The sequence below is a fragment of the Clostridium sp. SGI.024 genome (assembly GCF_050315195.1).
Lineage (GTDB): Bacteria > Bacillota > Clostridia > Clostridiales > Clostridiaceae > Clostridium.
This window is the reverse complement of sequence record NZ_JBNPON010000028.1, coordinates 1-17,114: the sequence shown is the minus strand read 5'-3', so window position 1 is coordinate 17,114 and position 17,114 is coordinate 1. Positions and strand designations below refer to the sequence as shown.

Annotated in this window: 16 protein-coding genes; 14 read left to right on the top strand and 2 right to left on the bottom strand. The window is 29.1% G+C overall.

Going from position 1 to position 17,114, the window contains the following annotated elements; genetic code table 11:
- The first annotated feature begins 20 nt into the window (after window positions 1–20).
- A complete protein-coding gene (locus ACQRD5_RS09420; RefSeq protein ID WP_336624128.1) occupies window positions 21–905 on the top strand; it encodes an ROK family protein in 885 nt (294 codons plus the stop codon).
- A 111-nt stretch (window positions 906–1,016) separates the two neighbouring features.
- Here the strand turns inward: ACQRD5_RS09420 and ACQRD5_RS09415 are convergent, their stop codons facing one another.
- The gene (locus tag ACQRD5_RS09415; protein ID WP_427746753.1) at window positions 1,017–1,877 is read right to left on the bottom strand and encodes a DNA/RNA non-specific endonuclease; all 861 of its coding nucleotides are present in this window, start codon (window positions 1,875–1,877) and stop codon (window positions 1,017–1,019) included.
- A gap of 212 nt (window positions 1,878–2,089) precedes the next feature.
- On the bottom strand, window positions 2,090–3,508 hold the full coding sequence (gene pyk / locus ACQRD5_RS09410; protein ID WP_320627381.1) for a pyruvate kinase: 1,419 nt from the start codon (window positions 3,506–3,508) through the stop codon (window positions 2,090–2,092).
- A gap of 139 nt (window positions 3,509–3,647) precedes the next feature.
- Between pyk and ACQRD5_RS09405 the strand changes: the two genes are divergently transcribed.
- The 13 genes from ACQRD5_RS09405 to rodA all read left to right on the top strand — a co-directional run bounded on the left by ACQRD5_RS09405 (window position 3,648) and on the right by rodA (window position 16,951).
- Window positions 3,648–5,099: an aminoacyl-histidine dipeptidase gene (locus tag ACQRD5_RS09405; RefSeq protein WP_320627380.1), complete on the top strand. Its 1,452-nt coding sequence runs from the start codon at window positions 3,648–3,650 to the stop codon at window positions 5,097–5,099.
- 307 nt (window positions 5,100–5,406) lie between these two features.
- The gene (locus tag ACQRD5_RS09400) at window positions 5,407–5,508 is read left to right on the top strand and encodes a putative holin-like toxin (RefSeq protein ID WP_291629368.1); all 102 of its coding nucleotides are present in this window, start codon (window positions 5,407–5,409) and stop codon (window positions 5,506–5,508) included.
- 601 nt (window positions 5,509–6,109) lie between these two features.
- Window positions 6,110–6,817 (top strand): SPOR domain-containing protein, encoded by a 708-nt coding sequence (locus ACQRD5_RS09395; RefSeq protein ID WP_291629370.1) that lies wholly within the window; start codon window positions 6,110–6,112, stop codon window positions 6,815–6,817.
- 202 nt (window positions 6,818–7,019) lie between these two features.
- Window positions 7,020–7,589, top strand: coding sequence for a Maf-like protein (locus tag ACQRD5_RS09390; RefSeq protein ID WP_291629372.1), 570 nt, complete (start codon window positions 7,020–7,022; stop codon window positions 7,587–7,589).
- A gap of 50 nt (window positions 7,590–7,639) precedes the next feature.
- The gene (gene radC, locus ACQRD5_RS09385) at window positions 7,640–8,329 is read left to right on the top strand and encodes a RadC family protein (RefSeq protein ID WP_291629374.1); all 690 of its coding nucleotides are present in this window, start codon (window positions 7,640–7,642) and stop codon (window positions 8,327–8,329) included.
- A 17-nt stretch (window positions 8,330–8,346) separates the two neighbouring features.
- Entirely contained in the window at window positions 8,347–9,366 is a 1,020-nt protein-coding gene (locus tag ACQRD5_RS09380; RefSeq protein WP_291629377.1) for a rod shape-determining protein, read from the top strand.
- Complete coding sequence (mreC, locus tag ACQRD5_RS09375) at window positions 9,366–10,217, top strand: rod shape-determining protein MreC (RefSeq protein WP_291629379.1); 852 nt, start codon at window positions 9,366–9,368, stop codon at window positions 10,215–10,217. Before ACQRD5_RS09380 ends, mreC begins: the two co-directional genes overlap by 1 nt.
- Window positions 10,218–10,226: 9 nt before the next feature.
- Window positions 10,227–10,718: a rod shape-determining protein MreD gene (mreD, locus tag ACQRD5_RS09370; protein WP_291629381.1), complete on the top strand. Its 492-nt coding sequence runs from the start codon at window positions 10,227–10,229 to the stop codon at window positions 10,716–10,718.
- Window positions 10,715–13,651, top strand: a complete 2,937-nt coding sequence (locus ACQRD5_RS09365) for a penicillin-binding transpeptidase domain-containing protein (RefSeq protein WP_320627379.1) — start codon at window positions 10,715–10,717, stop codon at window positions 13,649–13,651. Before mreD ends, ACQRD5_RS09365 begins: the two co-directional genes overlap by 4 nt.
- A 189-nt stretch (window positions 13,652–13,840) precedes the next feature.
- On the top strand, window positions 13,841–14,497 hold the full coding sequence (gene minC / locus ACQRD5_RS09360; protein ID WP_291629384.1) for a septum site-determining protein MinC: 657 nt from the start codon (window positions 13,841–13,843) through the stop codon (window positions 14,495–14,497).
- An 18-nt stretch (window positions 14,498–14,515) separates the two neighbouring features.
- The gene (minD, locus tag ACQRD5_RS09355) at window positions 14,516–15,310 is read left to right on the top strand and encodes a septum site-determining protein MinD (protein WP_291629386.1); all 795 of its coding nucleotides are present in this window, start codon (window positions 14,516–14,518) and stop codon (window positions 15,308–15,310) included.
- 14 nt (window positions 15,311–15,324) lie between these two features.
- On the top strand, window positions 15,325–15,588 hold the full coding sequence (gene minE, locus ACQRD5_RS09350; RefSeq protein WP_291629388.1) for a cell division topological specificity factor MinE: 264 nt from the start codon (window positions 15,325–15,327) through the stop codon (window positions 15,586–15,588).
- Between the two features lie 226 nt (window positions 15,589–15,814).
- A complete protein-coding gene (gene rodA, locus ACQRD5_RS09345) occupies window positions 15,815–16,951 on the top strand; it encodes a rod shape-determining protein RodA (protein ID WP_308779888.1) in 1,137 nt (378 codons plus the stop codon).
- Window positions 16,952–17,114: the final 163 nt, after the last annotated feature.

The window sequence follows — 17,114 nt, the reverse complement described above, 5'->3', positions numbered from 1 at the left end:
AATGCTCAGAAGAGGTGATAATGGTGAAAAACTATGTAAGTATTGATATTGGAGGAACTGCAATAAAATACGGAGTCATTGCTGCGGATGGAAAAATATTAACAAAAGATAAGATGGATACAGAAGCAGAGAAGGGTGGACCAGAGATTTTAAATAAAGTCTTTGGAATTGTAGAAAACTATTTAGATGAATATAAAATAGAAGGAATATGTATTTCAACGGCAGGAATGGTTGATACTGAAAAAGGGGAAATTTTCTATGCCTCTCCTTTGATCCCAGGATATACAGGAACAAAGTTTAAAGAAGTGCTAGAAGGAAAATATTCAATACCTTGTGAAGTTGAGAATGATGTTAACTGTGCAGGATTAGCAGAGAGAATTTCAGGAGCAGCTATTGATAGTAAAGTAACCTTATGCCTTACTGTAGGTACCGGAATTGGTGGATGCATACTTATTGGGGAAAATGTATTCCACGGTTTCAGCAATAGTGCTTGTGAAGTAGGCTATATGAAGATGTTTGATAGTGATTTTCAAACCTTAGGTGCAACTAGTATTTTAAGTAAAAAGGTTGCAGAAAGAAAGCAGAGTTCAAAAGAAATATGGGATGGATATCATATTTTTGAAGAAGCTAAAAAAGGCGATGAAATATGCATAACAGCCATTGATGAGATGGTAGAAGTATTAGGAATTGCAATAGCTAATTTATGTTATGTAATTAACCCAGAAGTAGTAGTGCTAGGTGGAGGAATTATGGCTCAAGTTGAATATCTAAAGCCTAGAATTGATAAAGCTCTACAAAAATATCTTTTACCAAGTATTGCTGAAAAAACAAGACTAGAATTTGCTAAACATCAAAATGATGCAGGAATGTTAGGAGCATTTTATAATTTTAAAAATAAACATTAATTTTTAATAAGAAACCATAAGGTATATATAAAACCTCCCAATAATAGAAAAGCTATTATTTCCCAATAATTTGTGAAATAATAGCTTTTTTTCAAATCTTTTTATAAGCAATTAGTGACATTTATCACATGGATTATATTTACCACTTTCTTCTATTGTTCCTTCTAAAATAGTTTTACTTCTAGATAAAGCAGAACAACTTTTTGTAGTGTGATAACTTTTTCCATTTGGTGTCCAATATACTGTTTCAGAGTTAACACTACTACTGCTACCAGAGTCAGTATTGCTTGATGAATTGTTTATTCCTGAGCTTTCATTGTAGTCATCAGGATTAATGTTATCAAACTCATCATTAATTACATTACCATTGATTGTATATGTATAACTATAATGACTTGGTATCTGAGTACTTGTATTTGGATAAGTTATTATGGCAACAAAATCTGTACAACCACCAGCATCTCTAATAACCTTTTCCATATAAGCTTGGTCACCATGTCTATTAAGAGTACTATTTTGAGGTGTTATATTATATGCGTTAGAAACTCCACCAAGGGAATCAGCTATAATATGTCCCTCATCTAAGTTATTACTTTCAACTCCAGGTACTTTTGCCTCATCTTTATAATATCTACCATTTGAATTAACAGGCTCTGTTGATTCATCTTGTAAGATAATTTCTTTAGCAATTACTTTAACTAGTTGACCGTACTCATTAGTAAAAGCATAATATTCTCTATCACCAAAGCCTATATCAACTACAACGTTAGGTTCTCTATGTCCAGATAGATCTCCACCATAAACTTCAATTAATTTATATCCAGCGAATATATCTTCACTTTTCCTTTGGATTGCAAGTTTTTGTTGAATCTCTATACTTGCATCCTTTGGCATTATGATTGAAGTAACTATTAAAGTAGCCAACAGAATTGACCCTATAATAGTTTTAAGATTTGGTTTAAATTTTTTCATTTTCTATAATACCCCCTAAATGTTTATTTATTCTACTATTTTATCATATTTTATCGAATAATGTTATAAATTAGCACTTATTTAAAACAAAAAAGTATCCATCCCAATACAGATTAATAGAAAAAATGAACTATTTCATAATTAATCTACGAAATAGTTCATTTTAAATTGTAAAATTTATTATGTGACTTTTATATTAAAGCTCTAGTTTTTTATACTTTTTCTATTTTTAGCATATTAGTTCCACCGACAGATGCACTTGGCATTCCTGCAGCAACTATTATATCATCACCTTTTTCAGCAAAGGATAAATTAGTTGCAACCTTTTTAGCTTCACCTAATATTTCATCTGTAGTGGTGAATACATCACATTTTGTTGGAAATATACCAAAGTTAAGGTTTAATCCTCTTCTAACTTCATCATAAGGAGTTATAGCTATTATTGAACATTTTGGTCTATACTTTGATATAAGCTTAGCTGTAGCACCACTATTAGTTGCTGCAACAACAGCTTTTGCATGTAAAAGGTTTGAACTTCTACAAGCGGAATAACTAATAGCTTCAGAGAAAGAGGATAGAGAAGGTTCTTTTAATCTCTTGTTTAAGTAGTTATAATCCAAGTTTGCTTCAGTTTCAATAGCAATTCTAGACATCATTTCTGCAGCTTCTATTGGATAATTACCACTTGCACTTTCTCCACTTAACATAATTGCATCAGTTCCATCAAAAATAGCATTACAAATATCACAAGCTTCAGCTCTAGTTGGAAGAGAATTTCTTATCATAGAATCTAGCATTTGAGTTGCTGTAATAACTATTTTACCAGCTTCATTACATTTTCTAATTATGTTCTTTTGAATTATAGGAACCTTTTCAATAGGTATTTCAACTCCCATATCTCCTCTGGCAACCATAATACCATCAGAAGCTTCTATAATTTCATCTATGTTATCAACACCTTCTTGATTTTCTATCTTTGCTATAATTTGAATATAATCTCCATTATGAGCTTTTAAAACCTTTCTTACATCTTCTATATCTGAAGCTTTTCTAATAAAAGAAGCAGCAACAAAATCTATTTTATTTTCACAACCGAAAATTAAGTCCTCTTTATCTTTTTCAGTTATTGAAGGAAGATTAATTTTTACATTAGGAACATTTACACCCTTATGGTTTTTTATAGTTCCACCAACAGTTACTAAGCATTTAATTTCTTTACCTATAACTTCTTTAATCTTAAATCTTAATAAACCGTCGTCAACTAATATTTCTCCTCCAACTTTAACATCTTTATACAGGTCAGTATAAGAAACAGTACATTTTTTATTATCTCCTAAAATTTCCTCATCACAAATAAAAGAAAATTCATCACCTTCAAATAGTTCAACGCCATCGTTTACAAAATTGTGAGTTCTAATTTTAGGTCCTTTAATATCAAGAATAATTGCAGTAGGAGAGTTTAATTCTTCTCTTACTTTTTTTATAAGGTCTATTTTTTCTTTATGAGTTTCATGACTTCCATGAGAAAAGTTTAATCTTGCAGCACTCATTCCTATTTGAATAAACTTCTTTAAGATTTCCTCCTTATCGCTTGCTGGACCGATTGTAAAAATCATTTTTGTTTTTTGCATAACATCACCTCAAAATAAATTATTAATAATATTCGGAATAGTTATAATAAAAAAATAAAATTTAAGTATCATATATACTATGATATACTTAATTCATAATATCATTCTAACACAATTTAGAAGTAAAGGAGAGTATAATATGGATTTTTTACAAAATTTAGAACCGAAAAAGGTTTTTCAATATTTCGAAGAAATTTCACAAATCCCAAGAGGCTCAGGAAATGAAAAGGCTATAAGTGATTATTTAGTAAGTGTAGCTAAAAAGCTTAAATTAGAAGTATATCAAGATGAGGCTTTAAATGTAATAATTAAGAAACCAGGCACAAAGGGATACGAAAATTCTAAAACTGTAATTCTTCAAGGTCATATGGATATGGTTTGTGAAAAAAATAAAGGAACAGATCATGATTTTGAAAAAGACCCACTAAAATTAAGAGTCATAGATGATATGGTTTATGCAACTGATACTACTTTAGGAGCAGATAATGGAATTGCTGTTGCATATTCATTAGCTATATTAGAATCTACAGATATTCCACATCCACCGCTAGAAGTATTAATAACAACAGATGAAGAAACTGGAATGTCAGGAGCAATGGCAGTATCAAAAGAACATATAACAGGAGAAATCTTATTAAACCTAGATAATGAAGAAGAAGGACATCTACTAGTAAGTTGTGCTGGTGGAATAAGAAGCAAGCATTTATTAAAAGTTAATTTAGAAGAAGTAGGTGATTACAATAACTTCTTACATATTGCTATAAGAGGGCTAAAGGGTGGTCACTCTGGTATGGAAATTAACAAGGAAAGAGGAAATTCTAACAAAATAATGGGTAGAATTCTAAAGTCATTATTACCTTTAGATTACAAATTAGCTTCACTTAATGGAGGATCTAAGAATAATGCTATTCCAAGAGAAGCTGATGCTATAATAGCTTTAAAATCAGAAGAGGTTGAAAAGGCAAAAGAAATAATTAATTCATGGAATCCTATTTTAGTAAATGAATTAAAAACTCAAGATCCAGGAGTTAATGTATCTATATTAGAAAATACTGAAAAAGTTGAAAAAGTATTTAATAGAGTTGATACTGAAAGAGCAGTTAATTTACTTTATTTAATTCCAAATGGAATAAATACAAATAGTGTTGAAATAGAAGGTCTAGTTGAAAGCTCTACTAACTTAGGAGTAGTAACTACCAATGGTGACACAGTTGAATTTGATAGTGCTATAAGAAGTTCAGTTGCTTCATTAAAGGATGAAATAGTTTTAAGAAGTAAGACTATAGGAGAATTACTTGGTGCAGAATTTGAAACTACAGCTGGATATCCAGAATGGCAATATGACAGTGAATCAAAAGTAAGAGGAATATGCCAAGATGTTTATAAGAGAATGTATGGAAAAGATGCTAAAATAGTAGCAATTCATGCAGGAGTTGAATGTGGATTATTCAATGAAAAGTTAGGAAAACTTGATATGATAAGTTTTGGACCAGATCTTTTCGATGTTCACACACCACAAGAGCATATGAGTATTTCATCAGTTAAAAATGTTTGGGATTATTTATTAGAAGTACTAAAAGAATTAAAATAAATTTATAAATAGAAAAAGCTGGCTATAGTTTTGTAGACCAGCTATTTTAAATTAATAATGCGTAATGCATAATTAATGTGAAAACTCCTATGGAGTTTTGAAAAATGAAAGAATGAAGATGGAATAGATAGCTTTGTTTATGGTAAATAAAAAAACAATTAATTTATAATTGACCAATATGAAATTTGCCATTTATTTCTTGTGTATATAGTATACCTAAATATGGTATAATTCAAAAGTACAATTCAATAGCTAACTGTGGGCTACTGGTATCATTCACCTTTCTTATGAAAGGAGGTGATACTTAATGAGTAATGACGATTTAATGTTACTATTTACTGGTGGGTTATTTTTATTAGCACTATTAACATTCATAGTGTTACTTATAGATAAAATATCAAAAAAATAGTAGCCCCACACGCAATTTGGAAGCTACTATTTTTTTATCTAATAAAAACATAGTTATACCAGTTGCCTAAGCAACTAGGATTGTATATTGTAGAGTGTTCCAGCACTCTACTTTTTTATTATCTGTATTTCTTATTTAGCTTTGCATAAGTTCGATTTTGCTAAATCATAGATTTAGAATCTCACTTATATTATATCAAATTTTCATAAAAAATAAACATAAATTTTTTGAAGACCTAATCTCACTCATAACTTAGAATTTATCTACATAACTCTACTGTATATAGCTCATTTACTGGAAATGTAATTTTAACTAATTTAATATAATGAGCATTATGATAAAATTCACAAATAATGTATATTTTAATTGTAAGTATATTTAAATAAAAATATTAATTTTATATTTTTTTATTTCATTAAATCAGTATGAAATAAAAACTTAATTAAAACATACACATTAAATTTCGAAGGAATTTATTCCATAATTTTTTCATTCTTTCATTATTTTTTTATTTCATTTCCTAAAATAATTGTTTTACATAATGAATATATTTAATCTATTTAGAATATAAATTAAATATAAAAAGAGAGGGATGATAAAAATGAAGTACACAAAATATCAATACAAAAAGAAAAATAATGGTATTAAGCTTTTAACATCTTTATTAATGACAACCCTATCTGCAATATCTATAGGCTTACTAGCAGCATGGTTGTTACTAAAAGTAATTCCTAATATTGATGGATTAAAAGAAGTAAATAGTACACCACAAATAGAAGAAAATAATAATAAAGAGAATACTTCTTCTAATGAAGAGGTTGAAAGATTTACTTTAATTCAATGTGGGTATTTTTCAAAAGAAGAAAATGCAAAACAAGTTTTAAATGGAATGAATAGTGATTTTAATTCTTTTATAGTTAAAGATGCAGAAGGAAAATATAGAGTTCTTGCTGGAATTACAACAGAGGAAAATAGTAGTACACTTATGCAAAAATTAAAGGAAAAAGGAATAGAAAATATAAAGGTTAATTTGGATTTAAATAAAAATGATGAGGTGGAAAATCAAATTAGTGCTATTACAGCAGGGTATTTGGAGATATTAGACACAGCTGGAAAAGAAGAAGTGAAAGAAGTTAATACTAGTGATTTTAAAAAATGGACTAATGATTTAGAAGAGATTTCTGATAGTGATAAAATCGAAGTATTAAAGGAATATAAGGAACATATAAAAGCCTTGCCAGAGTCTATAAATAAGAATAATATTGTATCAGAATTAGAGTATATATATTCAATATTAAGCAAGATATAATGTAAAAAAGAAGCTGTTGGATAAATATGACAAAACTATTAAAAATAAATAAAAATTAAATAAAGAAAGACAAAGTTACTTGTTTAGAATCTTATATAATGATAAACTATATTAGATATAAGATAGAGATAATTAGCTTTGTCTTTATTTAGTTTTAAACCATGCTGTTTTTTCAATATTATAAAAATAGGATGTGATAGGTTTGAAATATGTTTTAGCATCAGCATCTGAAAGAAGACAAGAACTCTTACATAGAATAATAAGTGATTTTGACATTGAAGTTAGTAACTTTGATGAAGATACTGTGTTATTTAATGGAGATGCAGAGGAATATGTAATTAATTTGGCTAAAGGAAAGGCTATTAGTACAAAAGAAAAACTTAGTAATGATTCTATAATTATTGCTGGGGATACTGTAGTTGTACTAGATGGAAAAATACTTGGAAAGCCAAAAAATGAAGAAGATGCATTTAAAATGTTAAGAGAATTAAGTGGTAAAATCCATAGAGTTTATTCAGGTATAACTGTTATTAATATGTATAATAATAAAAGTGAAGAAGCTGCTATATATACTGAAGTAAAAATGAGTAGTTTAACAGACCGAGAAATTTTAGAATATATAAAGACTGGAGAGCCCCTTGATAAAGCAGGTGCCTATGGAATACAAGGTTATGGTGGCATTTTTGTAGAAGAAATTAAGGGATGTTTTTATAATGTAGTTGGATTACCATTAAATCTTCTAAATAAAATGCTAAACAAGGTTAAAGAATAGAATTTTAGGGTATATTTATAAATAAAGTCATTATTATTAGGAGCTTATTTATGAATAATAGTATAAAAGTTATAGATATACCACAAGAAGAGAGACCTGTTGAAAAATTATTAATTAGTGGTCCAGAAACTTTAACTAATGCAGAACTTCTAGCAGTAATTTTAAGAACTGGAACTAGAGGAGAAAATATAATTTCTTTAAGTACTAGGATTATATCAGAATTTAATGGACTAGATGGTTTGTTAGATGCTGGAATAAATGAAATTACGAGCATAAAGGGAATTAAAAATATAAAAGCAAGCCAAATTTTGGCGGTAGGTGAGCTTGTTAAAAGAATTAATGTGTTAAGCTTAATTAAAATAGAGAAGGTTATTTCTTCTCCAAATGATATAGCAAGTCTTATAATGAAGGAAATGTCTTTTTTAAAGCAAGAAGTTTTAAAACTAATAATGTTAGATACTAAGAATAATATAATAGGAATAAAAGATGTTTTTAAAGGAAGTTTAAATACATCAATTGTACATCCTAGAGAAATATTTAAAGAAGCTATAAAAAAGAGTAGCTCAAGCATAATAATTTGCCATAATCATCCTTCAGGAGACCCTACACCAAGTAAAGAAGACATAAATATAACTATTAGATTAAAAGAATGTAGTAAGATAATTGGTATTGATTTATTAGACCATTTAATAGTTGGTAAAAATCAGTATGTTAGTTTAAAAGAAAAAGGAATAATATAAGCGAAAGGGGAATTCATATGGGATTTTTCAGTAGTAATAAGGATATGGGAATAGATTTAGGAACAGCAAATACACTTGTGTATGTTAAGGGCAAGGGGATAGTATTAAGCGAACCTTCAGTTGTAGCAATTAATAGCATAACAAAAAAACCACTTGCAGTAGGTACAGAAGCTAAGCTTATGATAGGAAGAACTCCAGGTAACATAGTAGCTATAAGACCTTTAAAAGATGGGGTTATAGCTGATTTTGATATAGCACAAACTATGTTAAAGAAATTAATTGAAAAAGTAACTAGTAAGAGTGCCTTTACTAGCCCTAGAATAATAGTTTGTTATCCATCAGGAGTAACAGAAGTTGAAAGAAGAGCAATAGAAGAAGCAGCAAAATTTGCAGGAGCTAGAGATGTTGTATTAATGGAAGAACCAATGGCAGCTGCTATTGGAGCAGGACTTCCAGTAGGCGAACCAACAGGAAGCATGATAGTTGATATCGGTGGAGGTACAACAGAGGTTGCTATAATATCTTTAGGTGGAATAGTTACAAGTAAGTCTTTAAGAGTTGCTGGTGATGAATTAGACCAAGCAATAATAGCTTATGTAAAGAAAGAATTCAACCTAATGATAGGTGAAAGAACAGCTGAACAAATCAAAATGGAATTAGGCTCAGCTTATAAGGTTGATGATGAAGAAAGACAAATGGACATAAAAGGAAGAGATCTTATTACAGGACTTCCAAAGCCAGTAGTTATTACTGAAAATCAAATAAGAGAAGCATTAAAGGAACCTGTTTACGCTATTATAGAATCAATAAAAACGACACTAGAAAAGACACCACCTGAATTAGCAGCAGACATAATGGAAAAAGGAATAATGTTAGCTGGTGGAGGAGCATTGCTTAGAGGGTTAGATGCACTTATTAACCATGAAACAAATATGCCTGTACATATAGCAGAATCACCACTTGATTGTGTTGTGTTAGGAGCAGGTAAAGCATTAGAAAATTTCGATGAGTTAAGTAAGACGCAAAGAGGTCAATAATGAAGCGTCATAAGAATAAACTGGCAGCCACTGTAATAGTGCTGTCAGTTGCCTTTTTAGGCATAATTATCTATACGATGAACAATGAAAAAAAAGATGCTATATCAAGTGGTTTAGGTAGTGCAATAAATCCTTTTCAAAAGGTAGTCTATTCAATTAGTGATAAAGTAAAAGGGACTTTAGACTTTTTCTTGAATTTTTCTACGGTAAAAGGTGAAAATAAAGAATTAACAAAGGAAAATGTTGAATTAAAAAATAAACTTTTAGAATATGATAAACTTAAAGAAGAAAACGATAGATTAAGAGAAGTTTTAAACTTTAAAAACTCAAAAGATAATTATGATTATATAGGAACTGAAATAATTGGATATAGTGGAGAAAGCTTTTCAGAGGGGTATATAATAGATAAAGGCGAAAATGATGGCTTAAAAAAAGACATGGTTGTAATTTCAGACAAGGGTTTAGTAGGACAGGTTACCAGTACAGGAAGCAATTGGGCTATAGTACAAAGTTTGCTAAATGAAAATATAGCTGTTTCAGTTATGGTTAATAGTACTAGGGAAACTACAGGAATATTAAAGGGATATGTAACTCGTACTAATAATGGATTAACAAAGGTAACTAATTTACCATTGGATTCTGAAGTTAAAGAAGGAGATGTAATCTTAACTTCAGGGCTTGGACAAATATACCCTAAAGAAATTAGAGTTGGAGAGGTTATTTCTGTTGAATCTGATGAAATAAAAGTAATGAAAACAGCCATAGTAAAACCTTATGTTGATTTTAATAAATTAGAAGAATTATTTGTTATCATACCTAAGGAAACACGAGAGGTTAAGTATGATAATTAGAGGTAAGATATGAAAAAATGGATTTTGTTTTTAATTTCATTAGTACTTTTAATACTTGATAATTCATTTATGCCTTTTTTAGCTATTAAGGGAGCTTTCCCAAGTTTACTTTTTGTTTTTGCCATAGCTTATTCTATTATAAATGGAAAAAAAGAAGCAGTTTTTATTGGGGTTATTTCAGGATTGTTACAAGATATATATTTTTATGAAGGTTTTGGAGTAAATGCTTTAATTAATATGTTAATATGTTTACTTGCCGCTTTTATAGGTGAAAATATATATAGAGAAAAGAAGCTTATACCAACAATATCCATGATATTATTGTATATGCTAAAAGTATTATCAGTATTTTTAGTGTTGAAAATAGCAGGAAAAACTATAAATTTTGAGGTTGGTATATATGCATCACTATATAGTGCAATAATAATGTTTTTAGGATATGATTTTGTTTTAAGACTTTATGATAATAATTATAAAAAGAAATCATGGAGGTTAAAATGATAATTAATAGACCAAAAAAGAAAAAGAAAATTTCTAGATATGTTGTTTTAAATATAATAATGATAGCTCTTTTTACCACATTTATTGCAAAGCTAGTTTATCTTCAAATTTACAAACATGAAGATTATAAAGAAAGAGCTGATATTAGTTCCACAAGACTTATTTCTGAAAATGCACCAAGAGGGAAAATATATGATAGTGATGGGAATATTTTAGCAACTAATATTCAAACCTATACTTTAACATATACGAAACCTAATGATGAAAATGAGAACTTTTATGATACCATGAATAAGGTTTTTGATATACTTTCTGAAAACGGAGAAAAGTATGAAGATGACTTAATGTTAAAAATAGATAGTAATGGTAAGTTTTATTTTGATTTTAAAACAGATGATAAAGATACAAAGAAAATTGTTGAAATCAGATTTAAAAGAGATAGAGGTCTTAACGAAGAAGTAGAAAAAAACTTATTTGAAGAAGAAAAGAAAAGTGATTTAACTGATGAAGAAATAGAAAAAGTTAATAATGAGTTATTAAAAATATCAGCAGAAGAAACCTTTTATAAGCTAGTTAAAACTTATAGCCTTCAAGAGATTATTAATCCAGTTCCAGTTCAGGAGGAAGGAGAAAGTAATAAGGCTTATAATGCAAGACTTGATGCTTATAATGAAAAATATGATGAAATGTCTGGAAAAGAAATATTAGATGAACTTTTAACAAAATACTCTATTCAAGATGTAAGAAAATATATGGTTATTAAAGATGCCATTAAGATGCAAAGTTTTAAAGGATACAGAGCAGTAACAATTGCATCTAATATTAAAAAGGATACTGCTTTTATCGTATACCAAAAATTAAATGATTTACCAGGTATAGATGTAAGTATTGAACCTATTAGATTTTATCCATATAATAGCTTAGCTTCAGGAGTAATAGGATATTTATCTTCTATAGATTCTTCAAAGGAAGAAAATTATGAATTAAGAGGATATGATGTATCTTCTGATTTAATAGGGGTTGCAGGAATAGAAGCTGCTCTAGAAGATCAATTAAAAGGAACTAAGGGTGGAACTACTGTTAAAGTTAATTCTAAAGGTAGGGTAACAGAAGAATTATTTAAGTTAGATTCTTACCCGGGAAATAATGTACATTTAACAATAGACAAAGATACTCAGTATGCTGCAGAGCAAGCGATGAAGGATACCATGGAACGTATAAAGAGTATAGCTCCAAATGCAACAAGAGGTGCTGTTGTAGCAATTGAAGTTAAGACTGGTAGAATTATTGCAATGGTAAGTTATCCAGGATATGATCCTAATGTATTTTCTATTCCAGGAATGTTAACTGATGAATTATCTCAGCAATACTTTAGTCCAGATATAGAAAGTTATGCAAAAGAGTTTATACAAAGAACTGGAGCTACAGGAGGAATAGATTACTTATTCCCTATAAATGAAGAAACAGGTAAGAGAGAAGATAAGTTTGATACTTATCCAAAGCCTTTTTTCAATTATGCAACACAAGGTCTTCTTCCAGCAGGATCTACTTTTAAACCTCTTACTGCTATAGCAGGATTAATGGAGAATGTAGTTACTACTGATGAAGTTATGCAGGATAATACTGGTACATGGAGTAAAGAAGATTTGCCAGGAATGGTATTAAAGAACTTCCAAGGTACAGCAAATGGTGCTACTGATTTAAGAAAAGCCTTACAAGTTTCATCAAACTATTATTTTTATGAGTTAGGATATAGATTATATAAAAATAGTGGAGGAAATGTAAATGGAGGAAATATTAATGCCTTAGATACTCTTGCTAAATATGCATGGAAGTTTGGACTTGGAGTAGAACCCTCTAAACAAAATTCTAAAACTATGTCTACAGGAATTCAAATTGAGGAATCCTTTGGTCAAGTTTATAATTTTGAATCATGGAAAAATCAAATAGTAAATACTCCAATGTATGAAATAGTAGATGCTTTAAAGGCTGGAAATTATTACAGTTATTCTTTTGTTCCACTTAACATAGAAGATAGTGACAATGATCCAGATAATTTAAAAGAAGCTAAAACTGCTTTGAAAAATTATATGAAGGATACCTTAGCAAAAGTAGGAACAGATGAAGAAGTATCTGATAATACTAAATATGCAGAAAGCTTAGTTCCATATATTAAAAAGGTTATGGATTTATCAGATGAATTTAAGGCGGCAGTAATTGAAACTTCAAAAAGAAGAACAGTAAATATTGATGAAGAAGCAGGAGTTATCTCTGATGCAATTGCATATTATATTATAAGTAATGCAGGTCTTCAAATTAAAACTCCAGGTCAATTAGTATCTAGTGCTATTGGTCAAGGTATGAATAACTTTACACCTGTTCAAATAGCAAATTATGTAGCTACATTAGCTAATGGAGGAACTAGACTTAAGCTTACTCTTGTAGATAAAATCACATCACCAACAGGTGAAGTATTACAACAGTTTGAACCAGAAGTAGTTGATCAATTAGATATACCAGAAGAATACCTTCAAGCTGTTAAAGAGGGGATGTATAGAGTTAATACAAGTCCTAGCAATGGAACTGCATATGATTGCTTTGGGAAATTTCCAATTAACGTTGCAGGTAAAACAGGTACAGCTGACTTTAGCACAGATGAAAACTATAAGATTCAAGGAAGATTAGCTTATGGTAACTATATTAGCTTTGCACCTATGGAGGATCCTGAAATAGCTATATTCTCAACTATTTATGATGGTTTCAGAGGTAGTGAAGGTGCAACTATTCATAAGGCTATATATGAAGCTTACTTTAAAGAAAAACTATTAGAATTAGATCCTTCTTATGCTTCTAAATCAGAATCCTTTAGGAAGTATGTATTAGAATCACCATTAAAGGATAATAAGGATGATAGTATTAAATTAAGTAATTAATTAAAAATATAGTAATTAAAAGTAAAAAGCTGAGGGTTCTCAGCTTTTTTTAATTCTATAAAAAGTATAATTTTTATTGATTTTTTTAATTTAATACAAAATTAGGTTGTTAAATTATATACTATAATTGTATAATTATAATATGAACATTTTTATTAATAAGTAAAGGTAATTGGTGGAGGGTGACCAATGAAAGTACATAATAGTAGCATTCAAATAAGAGGCACTAAAGATGGGATTAATGCAATCATAGATATGGACAAATTTAATAATTTCGATGATATGTTAGAAACTTTAATAAAGAAACTATCTGTTGGAAAAGGGTTTTATAAAGGAGCATCACTTAAGATAGAAACAAATCTAAATTTATTAAAGGAAGAGGATATATTAAAGTTAAAGGATGCTTTATTTGAAAAAATTCAGATTAAAGACTGTATTTTTGAAAATATTAATAAGGTAGAATCTAAAGATAATAAAGAAAATAAAATATTTAATGGAATATATGAAGGGAAAACAAAGTTTATAAAGAAAACCATAAGAAGTGGACAACAAGTTAAGTATTATGGAAATATAGTAATTATAGGGGATATAAATAATGGAGCAGAAGTGTATGCAGGAGGAAATATAATAGTTTTAGGAACTATTAAAGGACAAGTTCATGCTGGCGTAGGTGGAAATAAAAAAGCTGTAATATCAGCATTTAATCTCCAACCAGAAATACTTCAAATAGCCGACATAGTTACTATTGCTCCAGATGATGGAGTTAAGCCTTCCTATCCGGAAGTGGCAAAAATTAAAGATAATACTGTTGTGGTAGAACCGTATTTACCGAAGAAATATATATAGTGTTGGAGGGAGATAAAAATGGGAATTTCTATAGTTATTACATCAGGAAAAGGTGGAGTTGGAAAAACAACAACTACAGCAAATATTGGAACTGCACTAGCAGCTTTAAATAAAAGGGTAGTGGTAGTAGATGGTGATACAGGTCTTAGAAATTTAGATGTATTAATGGGATTAGAAAATAGAATAGTTTATACAATTTCAGATGTTATAGAAAATAGATGTAGATTAAAGCAAGCCTTAATTAAGGATAAAAGATATCAAAATCTATGTTTATTACCAACAGCTCAAACTAAAGACAAGGATGACATAAGACCTCAAGATATGTTAAAGATAGTAAATGAGTTAAAAGAAGATTTTGATTACATTTTAATAGATTGTCCTGCAGGTATTGAACAAGGTTTTGAAAATTCAGTTGTAGGAGCTGATAAAGCAGTTGTAGTAGTTAACCCTGAAATAACTTCAGTTAGAGATGCTGATAGAGTTATTGGGAAGTTAGATGCTAAGGGATTAGAGGATCATGCAGTAATAATTAATAGATTAAATTATGAAATGACACAAAGAGGAGATATGCTTGATGTTCCTGATATAATTGAAACATTATCAGTAGAATTATTAGGGGTAGTTCCTGATGATAAAAATATTACTGTTTCCACAAACAAGGGAGAACCTATAGTTTTAGATGATAAGTCAATTTCTGGTCAAGCATTTAGAAATATAGCAAGAAGAATAACAGGGGAAGAAGTTCCTTTTCTTGATTTAAAAACAGGGGGAGACGGATTCTTTGCATCATTGAAAAAAATATTTAAGCGTTAAAGGGGGGTTGAGAGTTGGATTTTTTTAAAAAGCTTTCAAATAAGCCAACACCTAAGGAAGTGGCAAAGGATAGATTAAAATTAATATTAATACATGATAGAGGGGATTTACCTCATGAAACTCTTGATAAAATAAGAATTGAAATATTAGAGGTTTTATCTAAATATATTGAGATAGATGTTGATGATGTTGAAATAGCTGTAAGTAAAAGTGAAAATTTAGAAGGAAACAATCCAGCTTTAGTTGCAAATATTCCAATAAAAAATATAAAAAACTAACATATGAAATAATGCATTATGCACTAATTGAAAGGTCTATGATTATGCTAGTTCTATTCTATAGGTAGAGTTAGAAATAGACCTTTTACTATTTTTTTATATTATTAACAGTTAATTAATTAATTAATTCTTAAATTTTATTTATTTATATATATATTATAGAGAAATAAATGTTTTTTGGATATAATAAAATCTAGGTTTATAAATGGAGGTGTAATGCAAAGAAATGATACCATTATCGCATTTTAAAATAGATTTTAAGAAACTTAAAGAAATAGATAAATTAATGCTGTTTTCTATGATAGCCTTAATGATATTTGGGATAATAAATATATACTTAGCAAGCATGGCTGAATTTGGAACATTATTTTTAAAAAGACAGTCTATGTGGTTTATAGTTTGTTTAGTTGCATTATATTTTGTTGTGGCTATTGACTATACATTATTAAAATCTTATACTCCATTGTTTTATTGGGGATCAATACTTTTACTTATAGTAACGATGTTTATAGGAACAGATATAAATGGAGCTAGAGGATGGATAAGACTAGGGCCATTATCCTTCCAACCAGCAGAGCTTGCAAAGATAGCTACAATAATGATGTTAGGTAAAACTTTAGAAGAGATGAATGGTACTATAAATGAAGTGAAGAATTTCTTTACTATGGCTTTTTATGCAGTAATTCCAGCGATTTTTATAGTTATTCAGCCTGATATGGGAATGACAATGGTTTTATTCTTTATGGTAGTTGGAATATTCTTTATTGCTGGGTTAGATATAAAGATACTTGGTGGAGGATTATTATCTTTAGTTGTTGCAATAGTTATAGTATGGAATTCAGGCTTAATACAACCTTATCAAAAAACTAGAATAACTTCCTTTATGAATCCAGAGTCTGACTCTTCAGAATCAGGATATCAACTAAGACAATCCCTAATCAGTATAGGTAATGGAGGAGTTTTAGGTTTACAAGGAAATGCAATAACTAAAGAAAACTCAGTAGGTTATGCGGCACAATATGTACCAGAGGTACAGACAGATTTTATTTTTGCAAGTATAGCTGAACAATGGGGATTTTTAGGAGCCTGCTTCTTATTCTTATTATATGGTATATTAATTTCAAGAATGATAGCAATTGCACGAACAGCAAAGGATCAATTTGGATCCATTATTTGCGTAGGTTTAGTAGCATACTTTTTATTTGCATTGCTACAGAATATTGGAATGACAATTGGTCTTATGCCAATTACAGGTATAACCTTACCCCTTATTAGTTATGGAGGAACTTCATTACTTACTACAGTTATGTCAATAGGACTAATACTAAATGTAGGTATGAGAAGGAAGAAGATATACTTTTAGGAAATGTAGAATGTAAAATGAAGAATGTAGAATTAATGATGTAATTTGTGCCAAATTACTAAAATATATAATTTTTTATTATTTGACTCTGTTTTAAAATAATTTTGATAACATTATTGAATTTAAAAGGGGCTGTTGCACTAAAAATTAGTGCACAGCTCCT